Source organism: Tessaracoccus lubricantis, from assembly GCF_039544535.1.
GTDB lineage: Bacteria > Actinomycetota > Actinomycetes > Propionibacteriales > Propionibacteriaceae > Arachnia > Arachnia lubricantis.
Genome location: NZ_BAABLV010000008.1, coordinates 1 through 18988 on the forward strand (window position 1 = coordinate 1; position 18988 = coordinate 18988).

The 18988-nt window shown below is 69.6% G+C and carries 15 protein-coding genes; 10 read left to right on the top strand and 5 right to left on the bottom strand.

Going from position 1 to position 18988, the window contains the following annotated elements:
- Positions 1-401, bottom strand: a 401-nt coding sequence (locus ABEA30_RS01945) for a winged helix-turn-helix domain-containing protein (protein ID WP_345578174.1), incomplete at its 3' end; no start/stop codon positions are given.
- 153 nt (positions 402-554) lie between these two features.
- On the opposite strand from ABEA30_RS01945, the gene ABEA30_RS01950 reads away from it, so the two are divergent.
- The 5 genes from ABEA30_RS01950 to ABEA30_RS01970 all read left to right on the top strand — a co-directional run bounded on the left by ABEA30_RS01950 (position 555) and on the right by ABEA30_RS01970 (position 6217).
- Positions 555-2606, top strand: a complete 2052-nt coding sequence (locus ABEA30_RS01950; protein WP_345578178.1) for a PhoX family protein — start codon at positions 555-557, stop codon at positions 2604-2606.
- A 66-nt stretch (positions 2607-2672) separates the two neighbouring features.
- Positions 2673-3599: an aminoglycoside phosphotransferase family protein gene (locus ABEA30_RS01955; protein ID WP_345578180.1), complete on the top strand. Its 927-nt coding sequence runs from the start codon at positions 2673-2675 to the stop codon at positions 3597-3599.
- A 40-nt stretch (positions 3600-3639) separates the two neighbouring features.
- The gene (locus ABEA30_RS01960; protein ID WP_345578183.1) at positions 3640-4566 is read left to right on the top strand and encodes an ABC transporter ATP-binding protein; all 927 of its coding nucleotides are present in this window, start codon (positions 3640-3642) and stop codon (positions 4564-4566) included.
- On the top strand, positions 4563-5399 hold the full coding sequence (locus ABEA30_RS01965; protein WP_345578186.1) for an ABC transporter permease: 837 nt from the start codon (positions 4563-4565) through the stop codon (positions 5397-5399). The genes ABEA30_RS01960 and ABEA30_RS01965 overlap by 4 nt, the downstream gene beginning before the upstream one ends.
- Positions 5396-6217 (top strand): ABC transporter permease, encoded by an 822-nt coding sequence (locus ABEA30_RS01970; protein WP_345578189.1) that lies wholly within the window; start codon positions 5396-5398, stop codon positions 6215-6217. Before ABEA30_RS01965 ends, ABEA30_RS01970 begins: the two co-directional genes overlap by 4 nt.
- Here the strand turns inward: ABEA30_RS01970 and ABEA30_RS01975 are convergent.
- Positions 6214-7041 (bottom strand): HAD-IIA family hydrolase, encoded by an 828-nt coding sequence (locus ABEA30_RS01975; RefSeq protein WP_345578192.1) that lies wholly within the window; start codon positions 7039-7041, stop codon positions 6214-6216. The genes ABEA30_RS01970 and ABEA30_RS01975 overlap by 4 nt on opposite strands.
- A gap of 118 nt (positions 7042-7159) precedes the next feature.
- Between ABEA30_RS01975 and ABEA30_RS01980 the strand changes: the two genes are divergently transcribed.
- Positions 7160-9952, top strand: a complete 2793-nt coding sequence (locus tag ABEA30_RS01980; protein WP_345578195.1) for a cation-translocating P-type ATPase — start codon at positions 7160-7162, stop codon at positions 9950-9952.
- On the opposite strand, the gene ABEA30_RS01985 is transcribed toward ABEA30_RS01980, so the two are convergent.
- Entirely contained in the window at positions 9927-10952 is a 1026-nt protein-coding gene (locus ABEA30_RS01985) for a Gfo/Idh/MocA family protein (protein ID WP_345578198.1), read from the bottom strand. The two genes, ABEA30_RS01980 and ABEA30_RS01985, sit on opposite strands and share 26 nt — an antisense overlap.
- A 343-nt stretch (positions 10953-11295) precedes the next feature.
- Here ABEA30_RS01985 and ABEA30_RS01990 point away from each other — a divergent pair, with 343 nt between their 5' ends.
- A complete protein-coding gene (locus ABEA30_RS01990) occupies positions 11296-12771 on the top strand; it encodes an HNH endonuclease signature motif containing protein (protein WP_345578201.1) in 1476 nt (491 codons plus the stop codon).
- 1 nt (position 12772) lies between these two features.
- Here ABEA30_RS01990 and ABEA30_RS01995 read toward each other — a convergent pair whose 3' ends face one another.
- Entirely contained in the window at positions 12773-14272 is a 1500-nt protein-coding gene (locus tag ABEA30_RS01995) for an amidohydrolase (protein WP_345578203.1), read from the bottom strand.
- A 160-nt stretch (positions 14273-14432) separates the two neighbouring features.
- Between ABEA30_RS01995 and ABEA30_RS02000 the strand changes: the two genes are divergently transcribed.
- The gene (locus ABEA30_RS02000) at positions 14433-15629 is read left to right on the top strand and encodes a leucine-rich repeat domain-containing protein (RefSeq protein ID WP_345578206.1); all 1197 of its coding nucleotides are present in this window, start codon (positions 14433-14435) and stop codon (positions 15627-15629) included.
- A 43-nt stretch (positions 15630-15672) separates the two neighbouring features.
- Here ABEA30_RS02000 and ABEA30_RS02005 read toward each other — a convergent pair whose 3' ends face one another.
- Positions 15673-17562 (bottom strand): phosphoenolpyruvate carboxykinase (GTP), encoded by a 1890-nt coding sequence (locus tag ABEA30_RS02005; RefSeq protein WP_345578209.1) that lies wholly within the window; start codon positions 17560-17562, stop codon positions 15673-15675.
- Positions 17563-17685: 123 nt separating this feature from the next.
- On the opposite strand from ABEA30_RS02005, the gene ABEA30_RS02010 reads away from it, so the two are divergent.
- Positions 17686-18309, top strand: a complete 624-nt coding sequence (locus ABEA30_RS02010; RefSeq protein WP_345578212.1) for a hypothetical protein — start codon at positions 17686-17688, stop codon at positions 18307-18309.
- Positions 18309-18977 (top strand): hypothetical protein, encoded by a 669-nt coding sequence (locus tag ABEA30_RS02015; protein ID WP_345578215.1) that lies wholly within the window; start codon positions 18309-18311, stop codon positions 18975-18977. The genes ABEA30_RS02010 and ABEA30_RS02015 overlap by 1 nt, the downstream gene beginning before the upstream one ends.
- Positions 18978-18988 lie beyond the last annotated feature (11 nt).

Sequence of the window (18988 nt, forward strand, 5' to 3'; positions counted from 1 at the left end):
CTTGGATTACGAGACCCCTGCTGAGAAACTGGCCAAACTAGTTGGTGTTGCACCCACCGATTGAATCCGCCGGGCCGTTTTTCGGCGTGTCGCGACGGTGACCCCATCCAATTGCTCACGGCTGGGGCCGGCAACGAGCGCAGGTCGGGGTTGATGACGGTGCCGGAGCGGTCGCGCGCGACGAGGTATTCCTCGGCGACGAGCTGGTCGTAGGCGGCGGCGACGGTGCCGCGCGAGACGCCGAGGGCGGCGGCGGCGGCGCGTGTCGACGGCACCGCCTCGCCCGGCAGCAGTGAGCCGAGCGCCACGAACTCGCGGATCCCCGCCGCCACCTGCACGGGCAGCGGCGCCGCGCCGGGGGAGCGGTCCAGCGGCAGCTCGCGGAACGCGTCGATGTGCATGGCGGCGAGCCTACAACTGGGCGGCATACCAGCCGAAGGTGACGACGTCGTCGCCAAGTGTTCATCCAAAGGTCACCTGAGCGGCGGACTCCTGCCAACCGGGTCCGATGGGATGGCTGTGCCCGATCGCCTACCACCAGAGGGGACATCGAAATGAAGCGCCTGCTTCCCATGCTCGGCCACACCCGCGGCAACCGCTCGCCCATCACCTGTGACCTCAAGTGCGGCAACGCCTGCTCACACCCTGAGCCCAACACCAGCGACAACGAGTCGTTCCGCGACATCGTCTCCGCCGTGTTCTCCCGTCGCGCGGCCCTCGGTGGCGCCGCCGGCATCACCGGCGCCCTGGTGGTCTCGCACGTGACGGCAGGCACCGCCGCCGCGGACAACGGCACCTTCCCGCTGGGTGGCGGCAAGCTGCCCTTCGAGGCGATCGCGCCCGTCCCGCGCACCGTCGACACCGTCACGGTGCCCCGCGGCTACCGCTGGGACCCGATCATCCGCTGGGGCGACCCGATCTTCGCCGACGCGCCCGACTTCGACGTCGAGAACCAGTCCGGTGTCGCGCAGGCCCGCCAGTTCGGCTACAACTGCGACTACCTCAACGTGATCTCCGACGGCGGCAACGACCGTTCCGGCTACCTCGTGTGCAACCACGAGTACACCAACGAGAACATCATGTTCTCCGACGCCTTCCGCGCGGCCAACCCCAAGGAGGTCGTCGACGTCGCGCTCGCCGCGCACGGCTTCTCCGTCGTCGACCTCAAGCGCGACAAGCAGGGCCAGCCCTGGAGCTACGTCCGCGCCGGCCGCCGCAACCGCCGCATCACCGGCCACACCCCGTTCGCCGTCTCCGGCCCGGCGGCCGGCTCCGACCTGCTCAAGACCGCCGACGACCCCACGGGCACCGTCGTGGAGGGCACCCTCAACAACTGCGCCGGCGGCACCACGCCGTGGGGCACCGTGCTCTCCGGCGAGGAGAACTTCAACCAGTACTTCCGCGGCAACGGCTCGCCGGAGCACGCGCGCTACGGCATCGGCTCGGGCGCCACCGGCCGTGGCTGGGAGACCGTCTACGACCGCTTCGACCTGCGCAACGCGGAGTACGCCAACGAGGGCAACCGCTTCGGGTGGATCGTCGAGATCGACCCCGAGGACCCCACCTCGACCCCGGTGAAGCACACCGCGCTGGGCCGCTTCAAGCACGAGGCCGGCACCTGCGTGCTCGCGCCGTCGGGCCAGGCCGTCGTCTACTCCGGCGACGACGAGCGCCACGACTACGTCTACAAGTTCGTGTCGTCGCGCACGTTCATCGAGGGTGACAAGGAGCACAACAAGCGCCTCCTCGAGGACGGCACCCTGTACGTGGCCCGCTACCACGGCAACTCGCCCGCCGCCGAGATCACCGGCAACGGCGACCTGCCCGCCGACGGCGCCTTCGACGGCCACGGCGAATGGGTCCCGCTGGTGCGCGGCACCGAGTCGCTCGTACCGGGCATGTCCACCGAGGAGGTGCTGGTGTTCACGCGCCTGGCAGCGGACCGCGTCGGCGCGACGAAGATGGACCGCCCCGAGGACCTCGAGACCAACCCGGTCACCGGCAAGGTGTACCTGGCGCTGACCAACAACTCGCGCCGTACCGCCGTCGACGAGGCCAACCCGCTCACCGCCAACCGTGACGGCCACATCGTCGAGATGGTCGAGGCCGGCAACGACCACGCCGCCGAGACGTTCAGCTGGAACATCCTGATGCTGTGCGGCGACCCGAGCCGGTCCACCCGCACCTACTTCTCCGGCTACCCGGCCGACAAGGTCTCGCCGATCTCGTGCCCCGACAACATCGCGTTCGACTCGCTGGGCAACCTGTGGATCTCCACCGACGGCCAGCCCGGCACGCTCGGCCTGTGCGACGCGCTGCACAAGGTCACCGTCGACGGCCCCAACCGCGGTCGCGTCGAGCAGTTCCTCGCCGTGCCCCGCGACGCCGAGACCTGCGGCCCGGTCATCCACGACCGCGACGACTCCGTCTTCGTGGCCGTGCAGCACCCCGGTGAGGACGGCAGCTGGGGTGCGCACACCTCGCTGTGGCCCGACCAGCTCCCGGCCGGCGGCCCGGTGCAGGTGGGCGACAAGGTCGCGGCGCCCCGGCCCTCCGTCGTGCAGGTGACCCGCACGTCGGGCAACCGTTCCGCCACGATCAAGTAACGCTGGTAGGAGGGGGCGGGTCGCTGCGGCGGCCCGCCCCCTTCCGCGTCCCACTACGGTGGATGGGTGATCCCCGAAACGTTGCGCGCGCTGATCGCCGGTCGCCCAGCGGACGAGCTGAGCGCGCGGCCGGTCGACGGCGACGCCTGGCTGGCGCGGCTGCCCAAGCTGGTCGACGAGCACCTCGCCCGCTGGGGCCTGACGCCCGACGGCGACCCACTGCACGGCGAGAACGCGCTGGTCCTGCCGGTGGTCCACGACGGGGCCCCCGCCGTCGCGAAGTTCACCTGGCCGCACGTGGAGGCCGACCTCGAGCACCTCGCGCTGCGCCACTGGGACGGCCGAGGTGCCGTGCGGCTCCTTTCGGCGAACCCGGCGGCGGATGCGTTGCTGCTGGAGCGGCTCGACGCCACCCGGCCGCTGACCACGGTCTCGGTCCTGGAGTCCTGCGAGGTGATCGGCGGGCTGTTCCGCAGCCTGGACCGCGCCGGCTCGCCCCAGTTCCCCACGGTCGCCGACAAGGCACCACGGTGGCGCGGGCAGCTCGCCGACGCCCACCGCAGCGTCCCTCCCCGCCTCGCGGAGCAGGCGCTCAGCACCCTCGACGACCTCCTCGCGGAGGCGCCGCCCGGCCGGCTGGTGCACGAGGACCTGCACGACGCCAACGTCCTCGCCCCGCTGGGCCCGGCGCGCGGCGACTGGCTCGCGATCGACCCCAAGCCCGTCATCGGGGAATGGGAGTACGCGGTGGCGCCGGTGGTGTGGAACCGCGCCGATGTCGCGGCCCGCGCGCACAACCACAGGGCGCACGTGCGGCTGCGCGCCGACGTCGTCGCCGACGGCGCGGGCCTCGACCTCGACCGCGCCTACGCCTGGACGTTCGTCCGGCTGGTGCTCAACGCCGTGTGGGCGGCCCGGTACGCGCCGGCCTCCGACGACTTCCGCGGCCGCATGATCGCCCTGGCCAAGGCCTTCGCCGATCCGCCCGCCTGACGGGCCGGGGATTGTCCGGGGCAGGTTGTAGGTTGCAGGGGTGCCCCTTCCAGTGATCACCGCCCGCGGGCTGACGAAGCGCTACGGCAGCTTCACGGCCGTCGACGGCATCGACTTCGACATCGCGCCCGGCGAGTCCTTCGGCTTCCTCGGCCCCAACGGCGCCGGCAAGTCCACCACCATGCGGATGATCGCGGCCACCTCCACCCGTTCCGACGGCGAACTCAGCGTGCTGGGCCTCGACACCAACCGGCACGGGCCGGAGATCCGCGCGCAGCTCGGCATCGTGCCCCAGGGGGACCTGCTCGACGAGGAGTTGCGCGTCATCGACAACCTCTACGTCTACGGCCGCTACTTCGGGCTGCCCCGCGCCTACGTCAAGGCGCGCGCCGAGGAACTCCTCGACTTCGCGCAGCTGCGCGAGAAGCGCACCGCCCGGGTCGACGGGCTCTCCGGCGGCATGAAGCGTCGCCTCACCATCGCGCGCGGCCTGATCAACAACCCCAAGGTGATGCTGCTCGACGAACCCACCACCGGCCTGGACCCGCAGGCCCGGCACGTGCTGTGGGACCGCCTGTTCCGGCTGAAGGAGGAGGGCGTCACGCTGGTTGTCACCACCCACTTCATGGACGAGGCCGAACAGCTGTGTGACCGGCTCGTGGTCATCGACAAGGGCCGGATCGTCGCGGAGGGCTCGCCGCAGGGCCTCATCCGCGAGTACTCCACCCGCGAGGTGCTGGAGGTGCGGTTCGGCTCCGCCCGCAACGAGGCCGCCGCCGGCAGGCTCGAGGGCATCGGCCAGCGGCAGGAACTCCTCCCCGACAGGGTGCTGATCTACGCCGACAACGGCGAACACGCCTTGCAGGAGGTGGTCGAGCGGGGGCTCGAGCCGGTGACCTCGCTGGTGCGCCGCTCATCGCTGGAGGACGTGTTCCTCCGCCTCACCGGCCGGAGCCTGGTCGAATGAGCCTCGTCACGGACAAGCCCGTCATCGACACCCGCCTCAGCGCAGACCACCGGGTCGTGGCCCGCATGGGCTGGTGGGCCGTGGTGGAGCAGTGGGTGCTGCACATGCGCGCCTACCTCGGCACGCTGCTGATGACCGGCATCGGCTCGCCGTTCATCTACCTGCTGGGCCTGGGCGCCGGGCTGGGCGTCCTCGTCGACGACGGCAAGGGCATCGACGGCGTGCCCTACCTCACCTTCGTCGCGCCCGCGCTGGTGCTGGCCGGCGCCATGCAGGTGGCGTCGCAGGAGAACACCTTCGGCGTGTTCGGCGGCTTCAAGTGGAACAACCTGTTCAACGCCATGCGGCTGAGCCCCATCACGCCGGGCCAGATGGCCGGCGGCTTCCAGGCGGCGGTGTTGGTGCGCGTCATCCCCATGGTGGCGTTCTACCTGCTGGCGCTGCTGGTGTTCGGCATCGGGCGCTGGTGGGGCGTGCTGCTGTTGCTGCCCGTCGGCCTGCTGCTGGCCGTCGCGGTGGGGTTCTGCGTCATGGCGTGGGTGTCCACGCAGAAGGACGAGCGGGGCCAACTGAGCTTCATCGAGCGGTTCATCATCGTGCCGCTCACGCTGTTCTCCGGCACGTACTTCCCGCTGGAGACGCTGCCGGTGTACCTGCAGCCCATCGGCTGGGCCTCCCCGCTGTGGCACGCCGTCGAACTGGGGCGAACGGCGCTGTACGGCGCGCCGCTCACGCTGGGGAGGGCGCTGCTGCACGTGGGGTTCCTGACGGCGATGGCCGTGGTGGGCGGCGTGCTGTCGGTGCGGCACTTCCGCAGGAGGCTGGACCAGTGAGCACCGGGACGCAACCCCGCCAAGTCAGGGTGCCGCAGGCGCTGCGGGGCGTCTACCGCGGCAACACCCGCTCCGTCGTGGCCAGAGGCATGCGCGTGGTGGCCCGCAACAACTACCTGGTGATCCTGTCGGGGTTCTTCGAGCCGGTGTTCTACCTGCTGTCGATGGGTCTCGGGCTCGGCACGCTGATCGGCGCCGTGGAGTTCTACGGCCACGACGTGCCCTACGCGGCCTACATCGCGCCGGCGCTGATGGCGGTCTCGGCGATGAACGGCGCGCTGTACGACTCCACCACCAACGTGTTCTTCCGGATGCGCTACGGCAAGCTCTACGAGCAGATGCTGTCCACGTCGCTGGGTCCCATGGACGTGGCGCTGGGGGAGATCTTCATGGCGCTGTTCCGCGGCCTGCTCTACGCGTGCGGCTTCATGGTGGTCACCACGCTGCTGGGCCTCAACCTGTCGTGGACGGCGCTGCTGGCCATCCCCGCGGCGCTGGTGGTGGCGTTCGGGTTCGCCTCCGTCGGCCTGGCGGCCACCAGCTACATGAAGTCGTTCCAGCACCTCGACATCGTGTTCTTCGTGATGCTGCCGATGTTCCTGCTCTCCGCCACGTTCTTCCCCATCACGGTGTATCCCGAGGCGGTGCAGTGGGTCATCATGGCGTTCCCGCTGTGGCACGCCGTCGACATGATCCGGCAGCTGACGACGGGGCTGATCCAGCCGTCGATGTGGGCGCACGTGGGCTACTTCGGCGTGATGATCCTCGTGGGCACCACGGTGGCCACCAAGCGGCTCAAGGCGCTGTTCCTGCGCTAGGCGCCGCCGCCCGGCGCGAGGGTGGGCAACAGGTGGTCGATGCGTTCCACGACGTACGTGGGCCGGCTCCGTTCCTCCCGCGCCAGCACGTCGTCGACGGTGGACTCGCCGGTGAGCACCAGCGCCGACGCCATGCCGGCGTCGATCGCCATCTGGATGTCGGTCATCAGCCTGTCGCCCACCATGAGGCAGCGGCCCGGGTCCAGGTCGTGTCCGCCCAGCGCGGCCTCGAGCATCAGCGGCGACGGCTTGCCCAGCGACACCTGGCACTTGACCCCGGTGCACGCCTCGATGGCTGCGGTGATGGCCGCGCAGTCGGGCTCGCCCCGGCCCCCGGGGAACGGGCAGTACCGGTCCGGGTTGGTCTCGATCAGGAAGGCCCGCTTGTGGAACCAGATGGCATCGAACGCGATCTGCAGCTTGCGGTAGTCGAAGGCACGGTCGTAGGAGGCCACCACGATGTCGACCTCGGCCGGGTCCTCGGTCAGACGGAAACGCGCCTCGCGCAACGCCCGCTGCAGCGGTTCCTCACCGATGACGAACAGCGACGCGCCGGGATGATGCGCCACCAACCACTGCGTCGTGGTCACCACGGTGTTGGCGATGTCCTCGACGGGCACCTCCAGGCCCATCCCGGCCAGCTTCTCGCGGTACTGGGCCGGGTCCTTCGTGGCGTTGTTCGACAGGAACTTGACGGTCCGCCCCCGTGCGCGCAGCTCGGCCATGAGCCGCTCGACGCCCGGCAGGAGTTCGTCGCCGAGGAAGATCGTCCCGTCGAGGTCGAACAGGTAGGCGTCGTACCACTGGAGCGGAGAGCGCAACATCGGGTTCCTCCCTGGGCCTGACGACAGTCACAGCGTAGTCACAGGAGGCTCCGACCGCCCCCACATCGGCGGGGGTACGGTGGAGGGACAAGGACATTGCGAAAGCGGGTTGTTGCCGATGACGGCTCCTGTCTACACCAGGTCAGCTGAAGAAGTGGCCCACGAGACCGCCGTGGACCCGGGACGTGGTCTCACCTCCGAGGAGGCGGCGGAAAGGCTCGCCCGGTACGGCCCCAACGAGTTGCGCTGCGCGGAGGCGGAGCCAGCCTGGCGGCGCTTCCTGCGTCAGTTCGCCGACCCGCTGATCCACCTGCTGCTGGCCGCCATCGTGATCTCGCTCGTGGCCTGGTTCGCCGAGGGCGCGGCGGGCCTGCCGGTCGACGCGCTGGTCATCGCGGTCATCGTCATCGCCAACGCGGTGCTGGGCTTCGTGCAGGAGAACAAGGCAGAGAACGCCGTCGCCGCGCTGTCGGACATGACGGCCACGCACTCCACGGTCCTGCGCGACGGCAGGCTCACCGACGTCGCGTCCTCGCAGATCGTGCCCGGCGACATCCTCGTGCTGTCCGAGGGCGACGCCGTGGGCGCCGACGGCAGGCTCCTCACCGCCTCGTCGCTGCGCGTGCAGGAGGCGTCGCTGACCGGCGAGTCCGAGGCCGTGGAGAAGAGTGCCACGCCCCTGTCGGACGAGGTGCCACTGGGTGACCGGGTCAACATGGTCTACAAGGGCACCGCGGTGGCGCGCGGCGTGGGCCGCGCCGTCGTCACGGGCACCGGCATGGACACCGAGATGGGGCGCATCGCCACGCTGCTCGACGAGACGCAGCGCGACCCCTCGCCGCTGCAGCAGGAGATCGCGAAGATCTCCAAGATGCTCGGGCTGCTGGTCGTCGTCATCGCCATCGTGGTGATGGGTGCCGTGGCGCTCGTCAACGGCGTCGACAGCCTCGAGGAGGGCGTCGACATCCTGCTCATGGGCGTCTCGCTCGCCGTCGCGGCCGTCCCGGAGGGCCTGCCGGCCATCCTGTCGCTGGTCCTGGCCATCGGCGTGCAGGTCATGGCCCGCCGCAACGCCGTCATGAAGGACCTCCACTCCGTCGAGACCCTGGGCTCGGTGTCGGTGATCTGTTCCGACAAGACCGGCACCCTGACCCGCAACGAGATGACGCTGCGCGAGATCGTCACGGCGTCGGGCCGGGTGCGCCTCACCGGCACCGGCTATGCGCCCGAGGGCGACGTCGAGATCGACGGTGGGGACGAGGCCGCGGCGGAGGCCCGCCGTCTGCTCGCCTCCGGCGTCATCGCCAACAATGCGCAGCTGAGCAGGGGCGACGACGGTCAATGGGGCATCCAGGGTGACCCCACGGAGGCGGCGTTCCTCGTCGCGCAACACAAGCTGGAGGGCGTCGCCGAGCGCGTCGGCTGGTACGAGCGCGACGCCGAAGCCCCCTTCGACTCCGACCGCAAGCTCATGTCCGTGCTGGGCCACCGCGAGGACCAGCACCGCGTGTTCGCCAAGGGCGCGCCCGACGTGCTGCTCGGCAAGTGCGTGCAGGAGCAGGTCGGCCGCGGGCAGCGGCCGCTCACGGATGAGCGTCGCGACGAGTTGTCGCGCACCATCGAGCGGCTCTCCGAGCAGGGCTACCGCACCCTCGGCGTCGCCTGGCGGGAGGCTGAGGACGCCGACCGCGACGGCTTCGACGAGTCCGCCGAGCACGACCTCGTCTGGGTCGGCGTGGTCGGCATCATCGACCCGCCCCGGGACGAGGCGGCCACCGCCATCGCGGAGGCGCACGGCGCCGGCATCAAGACCGTCATGATCACCGGCGACCACCCCGTCACCGCCGCCCGCATCGCCCGCGACCTCGGCATCATCGAGGACGGCTCGTCGCAGCGCGCCGTCACCGGCCGCGACCTCGACGCTCTCTCCGACGGTGAACTCACCGACGTCGTCCGCCGCACCTCCGTCTACGCCCGGGTCTCGCCCGAGCACAAGCTGCGCATCGTCGACGCGTTGCAGGCCGACAAGCAGATCGTCTCGATGACCGGTGACGGCGTCAACGACGCCCCGGCGCTCAAGTCGGCCGACATCGGCATCGCCATGGGCATCACCGGCACCGAGGTGACCAAGGAGGCCGGGGAGATGATCCTCGGCGACGACAACTACGCCACGATCGTCGCCGCCGTCCGTCAGGGCCGGGTGATCTTCGACAACATCAAGAAGTTCATCCGCTACCTCCTCAGCTCCAACATGGGCGAGGTCGCCACGGTGTTCCTCGGCGTGGTGCTCGGCTCGTTCATCGGCCTGGCGGACCCCGGCAACCCCGGCGCCACCGTCGTGCCGCTGCTGGCCACGCAGATCCTGTGGATCAACCTCGTCACCGACTCCGGCCCTGCGCTGGCGATGGGCGTGGACCCGGAGATCGACGACGTCATGCACCGCAAGCCCCGTGCCCATGACGAGCGGATCATCGACGGCCACATGTGGGGCCGCATCATTGGCACCGGCCTGGTGATGGGCCTCACCAGCCTCGTCATCTACGACCTCACGCTACCCGGCGGGTTCCTCGGCGGCCTCGAGCACCTCGTCGGCACCGACCAGCAACTCGACGTGGCCCGCACCACGGTGTTCACCTCGCTGGTCATGATGCAGCTGTTCAACGCCCTGAACTCCCGCTCCGACATGGGCAGCGCCTTCCACCACCTGTTCACCAACAAGTGGCTGTGGCTCTCCATCCTCGGCGCGGCCGCCGCCCAGGTCGCCGTCGTGCAGGTGCCGTTCCTGCAGCACGCGTTCGGCACCACGTCGCTCGACTGGATCCACTGGGCCGTCGCCGTGGGCGCAGGCCTGACCGTGCTGGTGTACGAGGAGATCGTGAAGGCGGTCAGGCGCGCGGCAACCCGTCGATGAGCTGCTGCATCGTGCCCATCACGGCGAGCGTCTCGTCCCACGGCATCAGCTCGGACTCGACGCGGCCCTCGGCCACCATCGTCGCGAAGTGCGCCGCCTCGTACGCCAGGCCCTCATGCGCGACGAGCGTCGGCTCCTCGCTCAACACCGTCGCGCCGTCGACAGTGCGCAGCGTGAACCGCTGGGGGCCGTAGAAGAACGTGGGGACGTCGACGGTGGCCTTGGTACCGGCGATGAACGCCCGGGTGGGGGTCAGGGACTTGCACGTGGTGGTGATGAGCGCGTTCGCGCCCGGGTGGGCGTCGAAGCCGTCGAACACCGCCGAGATCTGGCGGTCGACCCCGGTGAACGCGCGGGTGCCCAGGGAGAGGGAACGGCCCGGCGCGCCCAGCGCGAAGTGCATGAAGGAGACGGGGTAGACGCCCAGGTCGAGCATGGCGCCGCCAGCCCTGGCGGGGTCGAACAGCCGCGAGTCGGCGTCGTCGGCGAACCACTGGCCGTGGTCGGCGAAGACGGTCTCGATGTCGCCGAGTGCGCCGTCGGCGAGGAGTTGGCGGATGACGTCCATGTGGGGGATGAACCGCGTCCACATGGCCTCCATGACGGCGACGCCGGCGTCGCGGGCCGCGTCGAGGAGTTCACGCGCCTCGGCCGTCGTCTGGGTGAAGGCCTTCTCGACGAGCACCGGCTTGCCCGCCTCAGTGGCGAGCTTCGCGTTGGCCAGGTGTTCGCTGTGTGGGGTGGCGACGTAGACGATGTCGACGTCGGGGTCGGCCACCAGCGCCTCGTAGCTGCCGTGGGCTCGCGGGGCCCCGAAGCGGGCGGCGAACTCGTCGGCCTTGGCCTGGGTGCGGGAGCCGACGGCGGCCACGCGCTGCTGGGTGTGCTTGTGGGCGGCGTCGAAGAAGCGGTCTGCGATCCAGCCGGTGCCGAGCACCCCCCAACGCAGTGGGGGAGCGGTCATGGGGTCCGGAACGCGGGAGTGCGGCAGCGTGGTCATGCGGCCATTATGTCGCCGATGCCCGTTCCCTGAGCGTGGCACGAACATTGCTCCCTGAGCGTGCCATGCGAGCGTGCGCTTGTCCTGAGTGTTCGCGAGGAACGAGCGAATCGATCGAAGGAAGCATCGAGCCACCACGAAGGGCCGCACACGGTCCCTGAGCGTGGCCCGTGCGAGCTTGCGCTTGTCCTGAGTGTTCGCGAGGAACGAGCGAATCAATCGAAGGAAGCACGCGAGCCACGACGAAGGGCGGCCGCAGCCGACCCAGCACCCACCAAAGACGCTGACGAGTCGATGACAAACGTCATCTATATTGACCCCGTGTTCGTTTAGAATAGTGGTCATGAACGAGACAGTCGAGTTGCTGCAACGCGCGATGGCCGCGTTGTGGGATTCTGCTGCCTCCCTCAGCCCAGACGGCGCCCGCCGGCCCGAACGCCTCCGCCTGGTCGAACTGATCGCCGAAACCAAGGCACAACTGGCCGGGCTGGAGCTCCACCTCCTCGAGGACGCCTGGACTTCCGGTGACCTGATGACCGTCGAAGGCGTGCGCAACTCCGTGCGTGCGAATACGGGTCAGTCGCGGGCCGCGTTCAAGCTGGCGCTCGACTTGGGCGGCCGCTTCCCACTGATCGCCGCCGCGTTGCGCGACGGCACGGTCTCGTTGGAGCAGGTCCAGGCCATCGTGCATGCGCTGCGGAAACTGCCCGTCTCCCTGGGCCGCGCCGAACTCGAGAAGTGTCAGGAGTCGATCCTGCGGCACGCCCACGAACTGGGCCCCGACGAACTACGCGCCCTGTCGGTCAAGCTGTACGAGATGGTCGACCCCGACGGCGCCGAAGCAGACGAGAAGAAGAAACTCGAAGCGCAGGACCGTCGCGCGATGCGCAACAGGTTCCTGCGGATCACCCCCGACCACCACGGCGGGATGAAGATCACCGGACTCCTCCCCATCGCCAGAGCAGAACTACTCCGCGCGCAACTCGAAGCAGTGGAGCCGCCCCTGTCGTCCTACCGGGAAGCCGACGAACTGCCCGACAAGGAAACGCGCCGCGCGGATGCGTTCATGGCACTGATCCAGACCGCCGCCGCCGGCGGGAACCTGCCCGCGCACGGTGGGGACCGGCCCCAGGTGCACATCACCCTCGACTACCACACCCTGATCACCGGACTGGGGAAGGTGGGCGTCATCGGCGCGGAGAACCTCGACGGGCTCTCCCCGGGGGATGCGCGGCGGTTGGCGTGTGACGCCGACATCATCCCCGTCGTCCTGGGGTCCGATTCGAAACCGTTGGATGTGGGTAGGGCCCACCGGATGTTCCCCGCCACCATCCGTACCGCGCTGATCCTGCGCGACGGGGGCTGCGCATTCCCCGGCTGCACCACCACACCCCGCGCCTGCGAAGCACACCACATCGTCCCCTGGTGGACAGGCGGCATCACCTGCCTCGCCAACGCCGTACTCCTCTGCCCCCACCATCACCGGCTGGTCGAACCAGACCCCGACCAGTCACCCGAATCGCAGTGGCACGTCCACCTCGACCCCGACACCGGACTGCCCTGGTTCACCCCACCCACACACATCGACCCCGGCAGAACACCCAAACTCCACCGGCGCTTCCAACTCCGCGCGATCCTCTACGAACACTCGCCGGATCAGCCACCGGGCAGGAACCGGGACGGCAGCCGACGCCGAGCACCCCGCCGACTCAACCTCGGCCGTCGACTACCACGCGGACTCACCGCACCCACAAAGGCACCACCACAACCCCCACCCCGACAAAGCGAATCCTCACCAGCCTGGCGCCATGAAGGGTGAGTCAGCTCCCGTGCGTCACCTCGCCGGCGCAGAGGGTGGCGACGATCTCCATCGACTTCAGTGCCGCAGCGGTGGCCTCCGTCGACCCGTGTTCGGCCAAGGGGTCAGCCCCGAGGAGCACCATGTCGCCGGGGGCGCCCACGGTGAGGCGCTGCCCGTGGACCGACGCGGCCAGCGCCTCGCGGGCGGTGAGTTGTTCCTCCGGCTGCAGCGCCGGGCGGTCGTCGCCGCTGCGGTGCACCGCGGCCGCCAGGCCCAGCCAGGGGTCGGGTGGGGAGACGGGCGCATCGGAGCCCAGCGCGAGGGTGGCGCCGGCGTCGAGGAGCGACTTGGCCAGGAAGGTGCGGTCGGCGCGGTCGGCCCACAAGCGTTGCGTCATGTCGCGGTCGTCGACGAGGTGGTGTGGCTGCATGCTCGCGGTCAGGCCCAGCTCCGCGAACCGGGGCACGTCCTCGCGGCGCAGCAACTGCGCGTGCTCGATGGAGCCCCGGGCGTCGGTCGCGGCGAACGCGTCGAGCGCGGCCTGGTTCGCGCGGTCGCCGATGGCGTGCACGGCCAACCGGAGCCCGGCCGCGTGCGCCTTGCTCATCAGCGCCTCGAGTTCCTCGCCGGCGACGTTGATCAGGCCGCAGGGGTGTGGATCGTCGGCGGGCAACCCGAGGTAGGGCTCACAGCACCAGGCAGTGCGGGTGCCCAGGGACCCGTCGCTGATGATCTTCAGCGGCCCCATGGTGACCAGCCCGTCACCGCCCGGCAGCACGTCGCCGGTGCGCAAGCCTGCGTCGAGCACCTCGTCGAGCTGTGGTGGGTAGACCCCGGCCCGCACCCGCAGCCCGCGGATGCCTGCGGCCACCCGCCGGGGCCAGTCGCGGAAGGCGTCGGAGAACTCCAGGTCCACGATGCCCACCAGCCCGCGCGAGGCCAGGTGTGCGACGGCGGCCTTCTCTTCCTCGACGGTGGCGGCCTGCTCGGGCATGGCGGTCATCCGGGCCAGCGTCTCGAACCACTCGTTCTCGGTCATGGGATCGCGGCGTGCCGGCACGCCCAGCCGCTCGAGTGCCGCGGTGTTGAGCCAGCCGTTGTGCGCGTCGCCCGAGACCAGCACCACCGGTTGCGAACCCGACACCGCGTCGAGTTCCGCCACTGTTCCCACTCGTTCCCAGCCGGCGGAGCGGTAGCCGAAGCCGACGCTGATCCTGCCGCCGTCGTGGCGCACCTCCAGGGCCTGCGCCACCCGGCTGCAGGCATCCTCCGGGCTGAGCGTGCCGGCGAGGTCGATCCACGTGGTCGAACGCGACCACTGACCGAAGTGCACGTGCTTGTCCCACAACCCCGGGATGAGCCAACTCCCTGAGGCGTCCAGGATCTCCTGGCCGCGCCCGGGCAGGTCTTCGCCCACCTCGGTGACCACGCCATCGATGATGCGCACGTCGGCGATGCGCTCATCCTCGCCGTCCAGGCCGACGATCCGGCCACCCTGCACCAGCACAGAACCACTCATGCGGGCACGGTCTCACCAGGCGGAGGCAGTGTCAATCGCCGCCCCAACGAGAAGGCGACCAGACACATTGGTCGCCGACGCCGTTCGTCCTTGCTCCCAGGGGGGCTGCTAGGGTCCTGCGAAAGCGTCAATGGAGGCGCTCGATCCATTGGGGGAGACCATGCGTTCCTTGTCCAAGCTCCTGCTCGCCGCGGTCCTCGCGGTCACGCCGGCTCACGCGCTGCCCGCCGGGCAGGCGCGGGCCGACATCGACGTGTACACCACGGAGGGGACGCACGTCGTCAACGGCAGGCAGTGGCGCACCGCGTGCGAGCCGTACTCCCAGACGACCCGCTGCCGCACGGAGATCAAGGCCACCGTCATCACCTACGAGCAGCTGGGGGATGCCACGAAGCGCACGTTCACCCGCAAGACCGACTGGGCGTTCAACAACCTGACCTATCTTCCGGCGTCCCGGAAGCTGTGGGGGAGCAACCCGCTGGCCAACCCGGGCCATTGGACGGCGGCCGACGGCCGCCAATGGCGGACGGAATGCGACAACGAGCGCACCGGCCGCCGCGGATGCCGTTCCTACGCCCTGGCCACGGTCGTGACCCAGACCGAGGCAGAGCGCGCCGCGGGCGTCTACGGTTGGCAGGACCAGTGGGTGTTCAACAACATCGTCCGCTTCACCGACGACCGCCCAGCGGTCGAGGTGCCGATCGGAAGACCCAGCGTCGCCCCGTCTCCCGAGCCGACCGAGCCGGGGGATGAGGTCAGCTTCGCTGACCACTCGCTGACCGAGTGCGTCCGTGCGCGCACGGGGCACGACCGGATCCTGCGCTCGGAGGTCGAGGCGCTGACGACCCTCAAGTGCGTCACAGGCAACGGCTACACAGTGCGGGACCTCGAGGGCATCCAGGCGGCCACGAACCTCGCCGAACTCGACATCCAGGGACGCCGCTACACCGCAGGGGCCCTGTCGCTGAAGCCCCTCGCCTCGCTGTCGGAGCTGACAAGCATCAACCTGTACCAGGTCCCGCTGGCTGACCTGTCCGACCTGAACGCGCTCACCGGGCTTGAACACTTGCTCATCGGCGGCCCCGACGCACCGGTGACCGGCCTGAGGGCCTCCCACGTGGCCGAGCTCGACCTGCTCGAGACGTTCATGGCGATGAACGCTGGTTTGAGCGACGCCTCGTTCGTCGCGGAACTGCCACTGCTGAAGGGGATCAACCTGGACGACAATCAGGTCACCGACGTCTCCCCCTTCGCCGCCCTGGAGAACCTGACGTTCCTGTCCCTCAGGAACAACCCTGTCGGGGACTGGTCGCCGCTAGACCAGAAGGTGGCGGAGGGCCTCCAGCTCGTGCGCTGATCCCCTGAACGACGGTTGCGTCAATCAGCCGGCCGGATGGGGCTCACCACATGGAGCTGGGTGCCCGCCCGACGGCGACCTCCAGGTTGCGCAGTTCGTCGACCAGTTCGCGGGGCAGGCGCCAGCCGAAGGTGTCGAACCAGCGGCCGATGCGGGGAACCTCGTCGTGCCATTCCTGCGGGCTGTAGCTCACCACGGCCCGGAGGTCCTCCTCCGGCAGGTCGAGGCCCTCGACGTCGAGCGACCCGGCGGCGGGGATGAACCCGATGGGCGTCTCGACGGCCTCTGCCCTCCCGTCGACCCGTTCCGCGATCCACTTGAGCACGCGGGAGTTCTCGCCGAAGCCCGGCCACATGAAGCGGCCGTCGTCGTCGCGGCGGAACCAGTTGACGTAGAAGACCTTGGGCAGCTTGGCCTCGTCGGCCTTCTTGCCGATGTTGATCCAGTGCTGGCAGTAGTCGGCCACGTGGTAGCCGATGAACGGCAGCATCGCCATGGGGTCACGGCGCAGCACGCCGACGGCGCCCTTGGCCGCGGCGGTCGTCTCCGATGAGCACGTGGCGCCCATGAAGACGCCGTGCTTCCAGTTGCGTGACTGCGTCACCAGCGGGATGGTGTTCTCGCGGCGGCCGCCGAAGACGATCGCATCGATGGGCACGCCCTGCGGGTTGTGGTAGTCGTCGGCCAGGATCGGGCACTGCTCGATGGGCGTGCAGAAGCGGCTGTTGGGGTGCGCGGCCTTCTCGTCCTTGCGGCCACCCTGCGGGCCGGTCGAGCCGCTCCAGGGGCGGCCCTTCCAGTCGAGGATGTCCTCGGGCTTGTCCTTGGTCATGCCCTCCCACCACACGTCGCCGTCGCGGGTGAGGCCCACGTTGGTGAAGATCGAGTTGCCCTTGGCGATGGTGCGCATGGCGTTGGGGTTGGTCTCGTAGCTGGTGCCGGGCGCCACGCCGAAGAAGCCGGTCTCGGGGTTGGTGGCGTAGAGGCGGCCGTCGTCGCCGAAGCGCAGCCACGCGATGTCGTCGCCGAGGGTCTCCACCTTCCAGCCGGGGATGGTGGGCTCCAGCATGGCGAGGTTGGTCTTGCCACAGGCGGACGGGAACGCGGCCACGATGTGGTACTTGCGGCCCTCCGGGGAGATGAGGCGCAGGATCAGCATGTGCTCGGCCATCCAGCCCTCGTCGCGCGCCATGACGGAGGCGATGCGCAGCGAGTAGCACTTCTTGCCCAGCAGCGAGTTGCCGCCGTAGCCGGAGCCGTAGGACCAGATCATCCGCTCGTCGGGGAAGTGGACGATGTACTTGGTCTCGGAGCAGGGCCAGGCGACGTCGCGCTCGCCCTCCTCCAGCGGCATGCCGACGGAGTGCAGGCACGGCACGAAGTCGGCGTCGGTGTCGGTCATCGCCTTCAACGGCTCGACGCCCATGCGGGTCATGATGCGCATCGACAGCGCGACGTAGGCCGAGTCGGAGACCTCGACGCCGAACTTCGGGTCCTTCGCGTCGATGTGGCCCATGCAGAAGGGGATCACGTACATCGTGCGGCCCTTCATGCAGCCGTCGTAGAGCTTGGTCATCACGCGCTTCATCTCGGCGGGCGCCATCCAGTTGTTGGTGGGGCCTGCGTTGCGCTCGTCCTCCGAGCAGATGAACGTCTGGTCCTCGACGCGGGCGACGTCGTCCGGGTCCGTGCGGGCGTAGATGGAGTTGGGCAGCTTCTCGTCGTTGAGCCGCACGACGGTGCCGGCCTCCTCCAGCACCGTGACCAACTGCTCGTACTCCTCGTCGGAGCCGTCGCAGTAGTGGATGGCGTCGGGCTGGCAGAGGTCGACGACCTCGTCGAGCCAGGCCACCAGCCTCGGGTGGGTGGGCGCCGTCCCCGTGGCGGGCAGGTCGGCTCGTGTCTTCCGGTGAACTTGGGTTGCGATTGACATGGGTCCCCTTCGTTGCGGATGGAATCACGCATCTCCGTTGAGCGTTTCCATTTCCACCATAGTCACGCCGATCTCTTCATTGCTACTTGAAGACACTTTGTCTCACGCTGCTACAGTCGGGGGGTGCGAACGGCAGTTTTCCTGACGGGCGCACTCGCATGTGTAGCGGCACTGAGCGGGTGTTCCCCCGAACCGGCCGCGCCGTCCCCCACGGCGCCGGCCGTCGACATGACCACGCCCGGGGCCACCGAGCCCCCTCCCACGGCCGAGATCGACATCACGCCGACGGAGTCGTCGGAGGCCGCGGAATCGCCAGAGCCGGTCGAGGCGCCGACGGCGGAGTCGACGACGACGCTGTCGCCGGTGGAGCAGCCCCCGCAGGAGGGCGGCCCCTGGACGAAGCTCGACCTGACGTTGCGCTCCGGGGCCGACATCATCAAGGCCACGGATCTGCCCGAGTCGTTGCGCGCATTCCTCACCACCCGCGTCGGCGTCGAGGACGAGACCGGCTGCGTGACGCAGGAGGTCACCCTCCACGGCGTCCACGCCGACGGTTTCGCGTACGGCACGGAGGAGTCCAACTGCGCAGGAGGTGAGGTCGTCTGGGGCATCACGGACAACGCCTGGCACTACATCGTCCAGTTCGGTGACGCCGTGCCCTGTGCGGATCTGGCCTACAACGGCATCCCGGAGGGTGCGCCGGGCCTGCGCTGCCTCGCCGCCGACGGTACGGCGCAGGACTACTGATGCTGGCTGCGCGGATCGCAGCCCCCGCCATGGCGCTGCTGCTTTTGCCCGGATGTGCTCCGGAGACCATGGTGACGACGGCGGCGCAGGCCCGCCACACGGCACCGTCGTTGGTGACGCCCACCAGCCCGGAGCCCAGCGCCGTCGGTGAGGCCGGCGAGCCGGTCGAGTACCAAGCGGCCGCCGACATGGTCGAGGCGCAGGCCAAGGAGGCGCAGGCTCGCGCCGAGGTGGTCGCCCGGGCCGAGGAACTGGCTGCCGACACCGCCATGGCGGGCGCCCGCCCGTCCGGGTTCGAGCCCACCAACGGCTGGGTCGACCTGCACATCCACAACGTGGCCTACTCGGAGGTGTCGCGGCTGGACGACGCGTCCGCTTCGTTCGGCGACTACGCGGAAGCTGCGATGCAGGGGGCCGGTACCGACGGCTGCACGGTGTTGGGCATCAGCGTGATGAGCACGCATCCCGACGGCTACATCCTGGGCACGATCAGCACCGACTGTGGCGGTGGCCAGGCCGTCTGGGTGGAGGACCAGGAGACCGGGCAGTGGCGCCTGGCCAAGGTCATCGAGGCGGCACCCGAATGTGCGGAGTTCACGTCGCTCCGGCTGCCCCGTGGCGTCGGGCTGCTCTGCAGCGGCGACTCCGGCGAGTTCAGCGAGTACTGACCGCCGCTCCA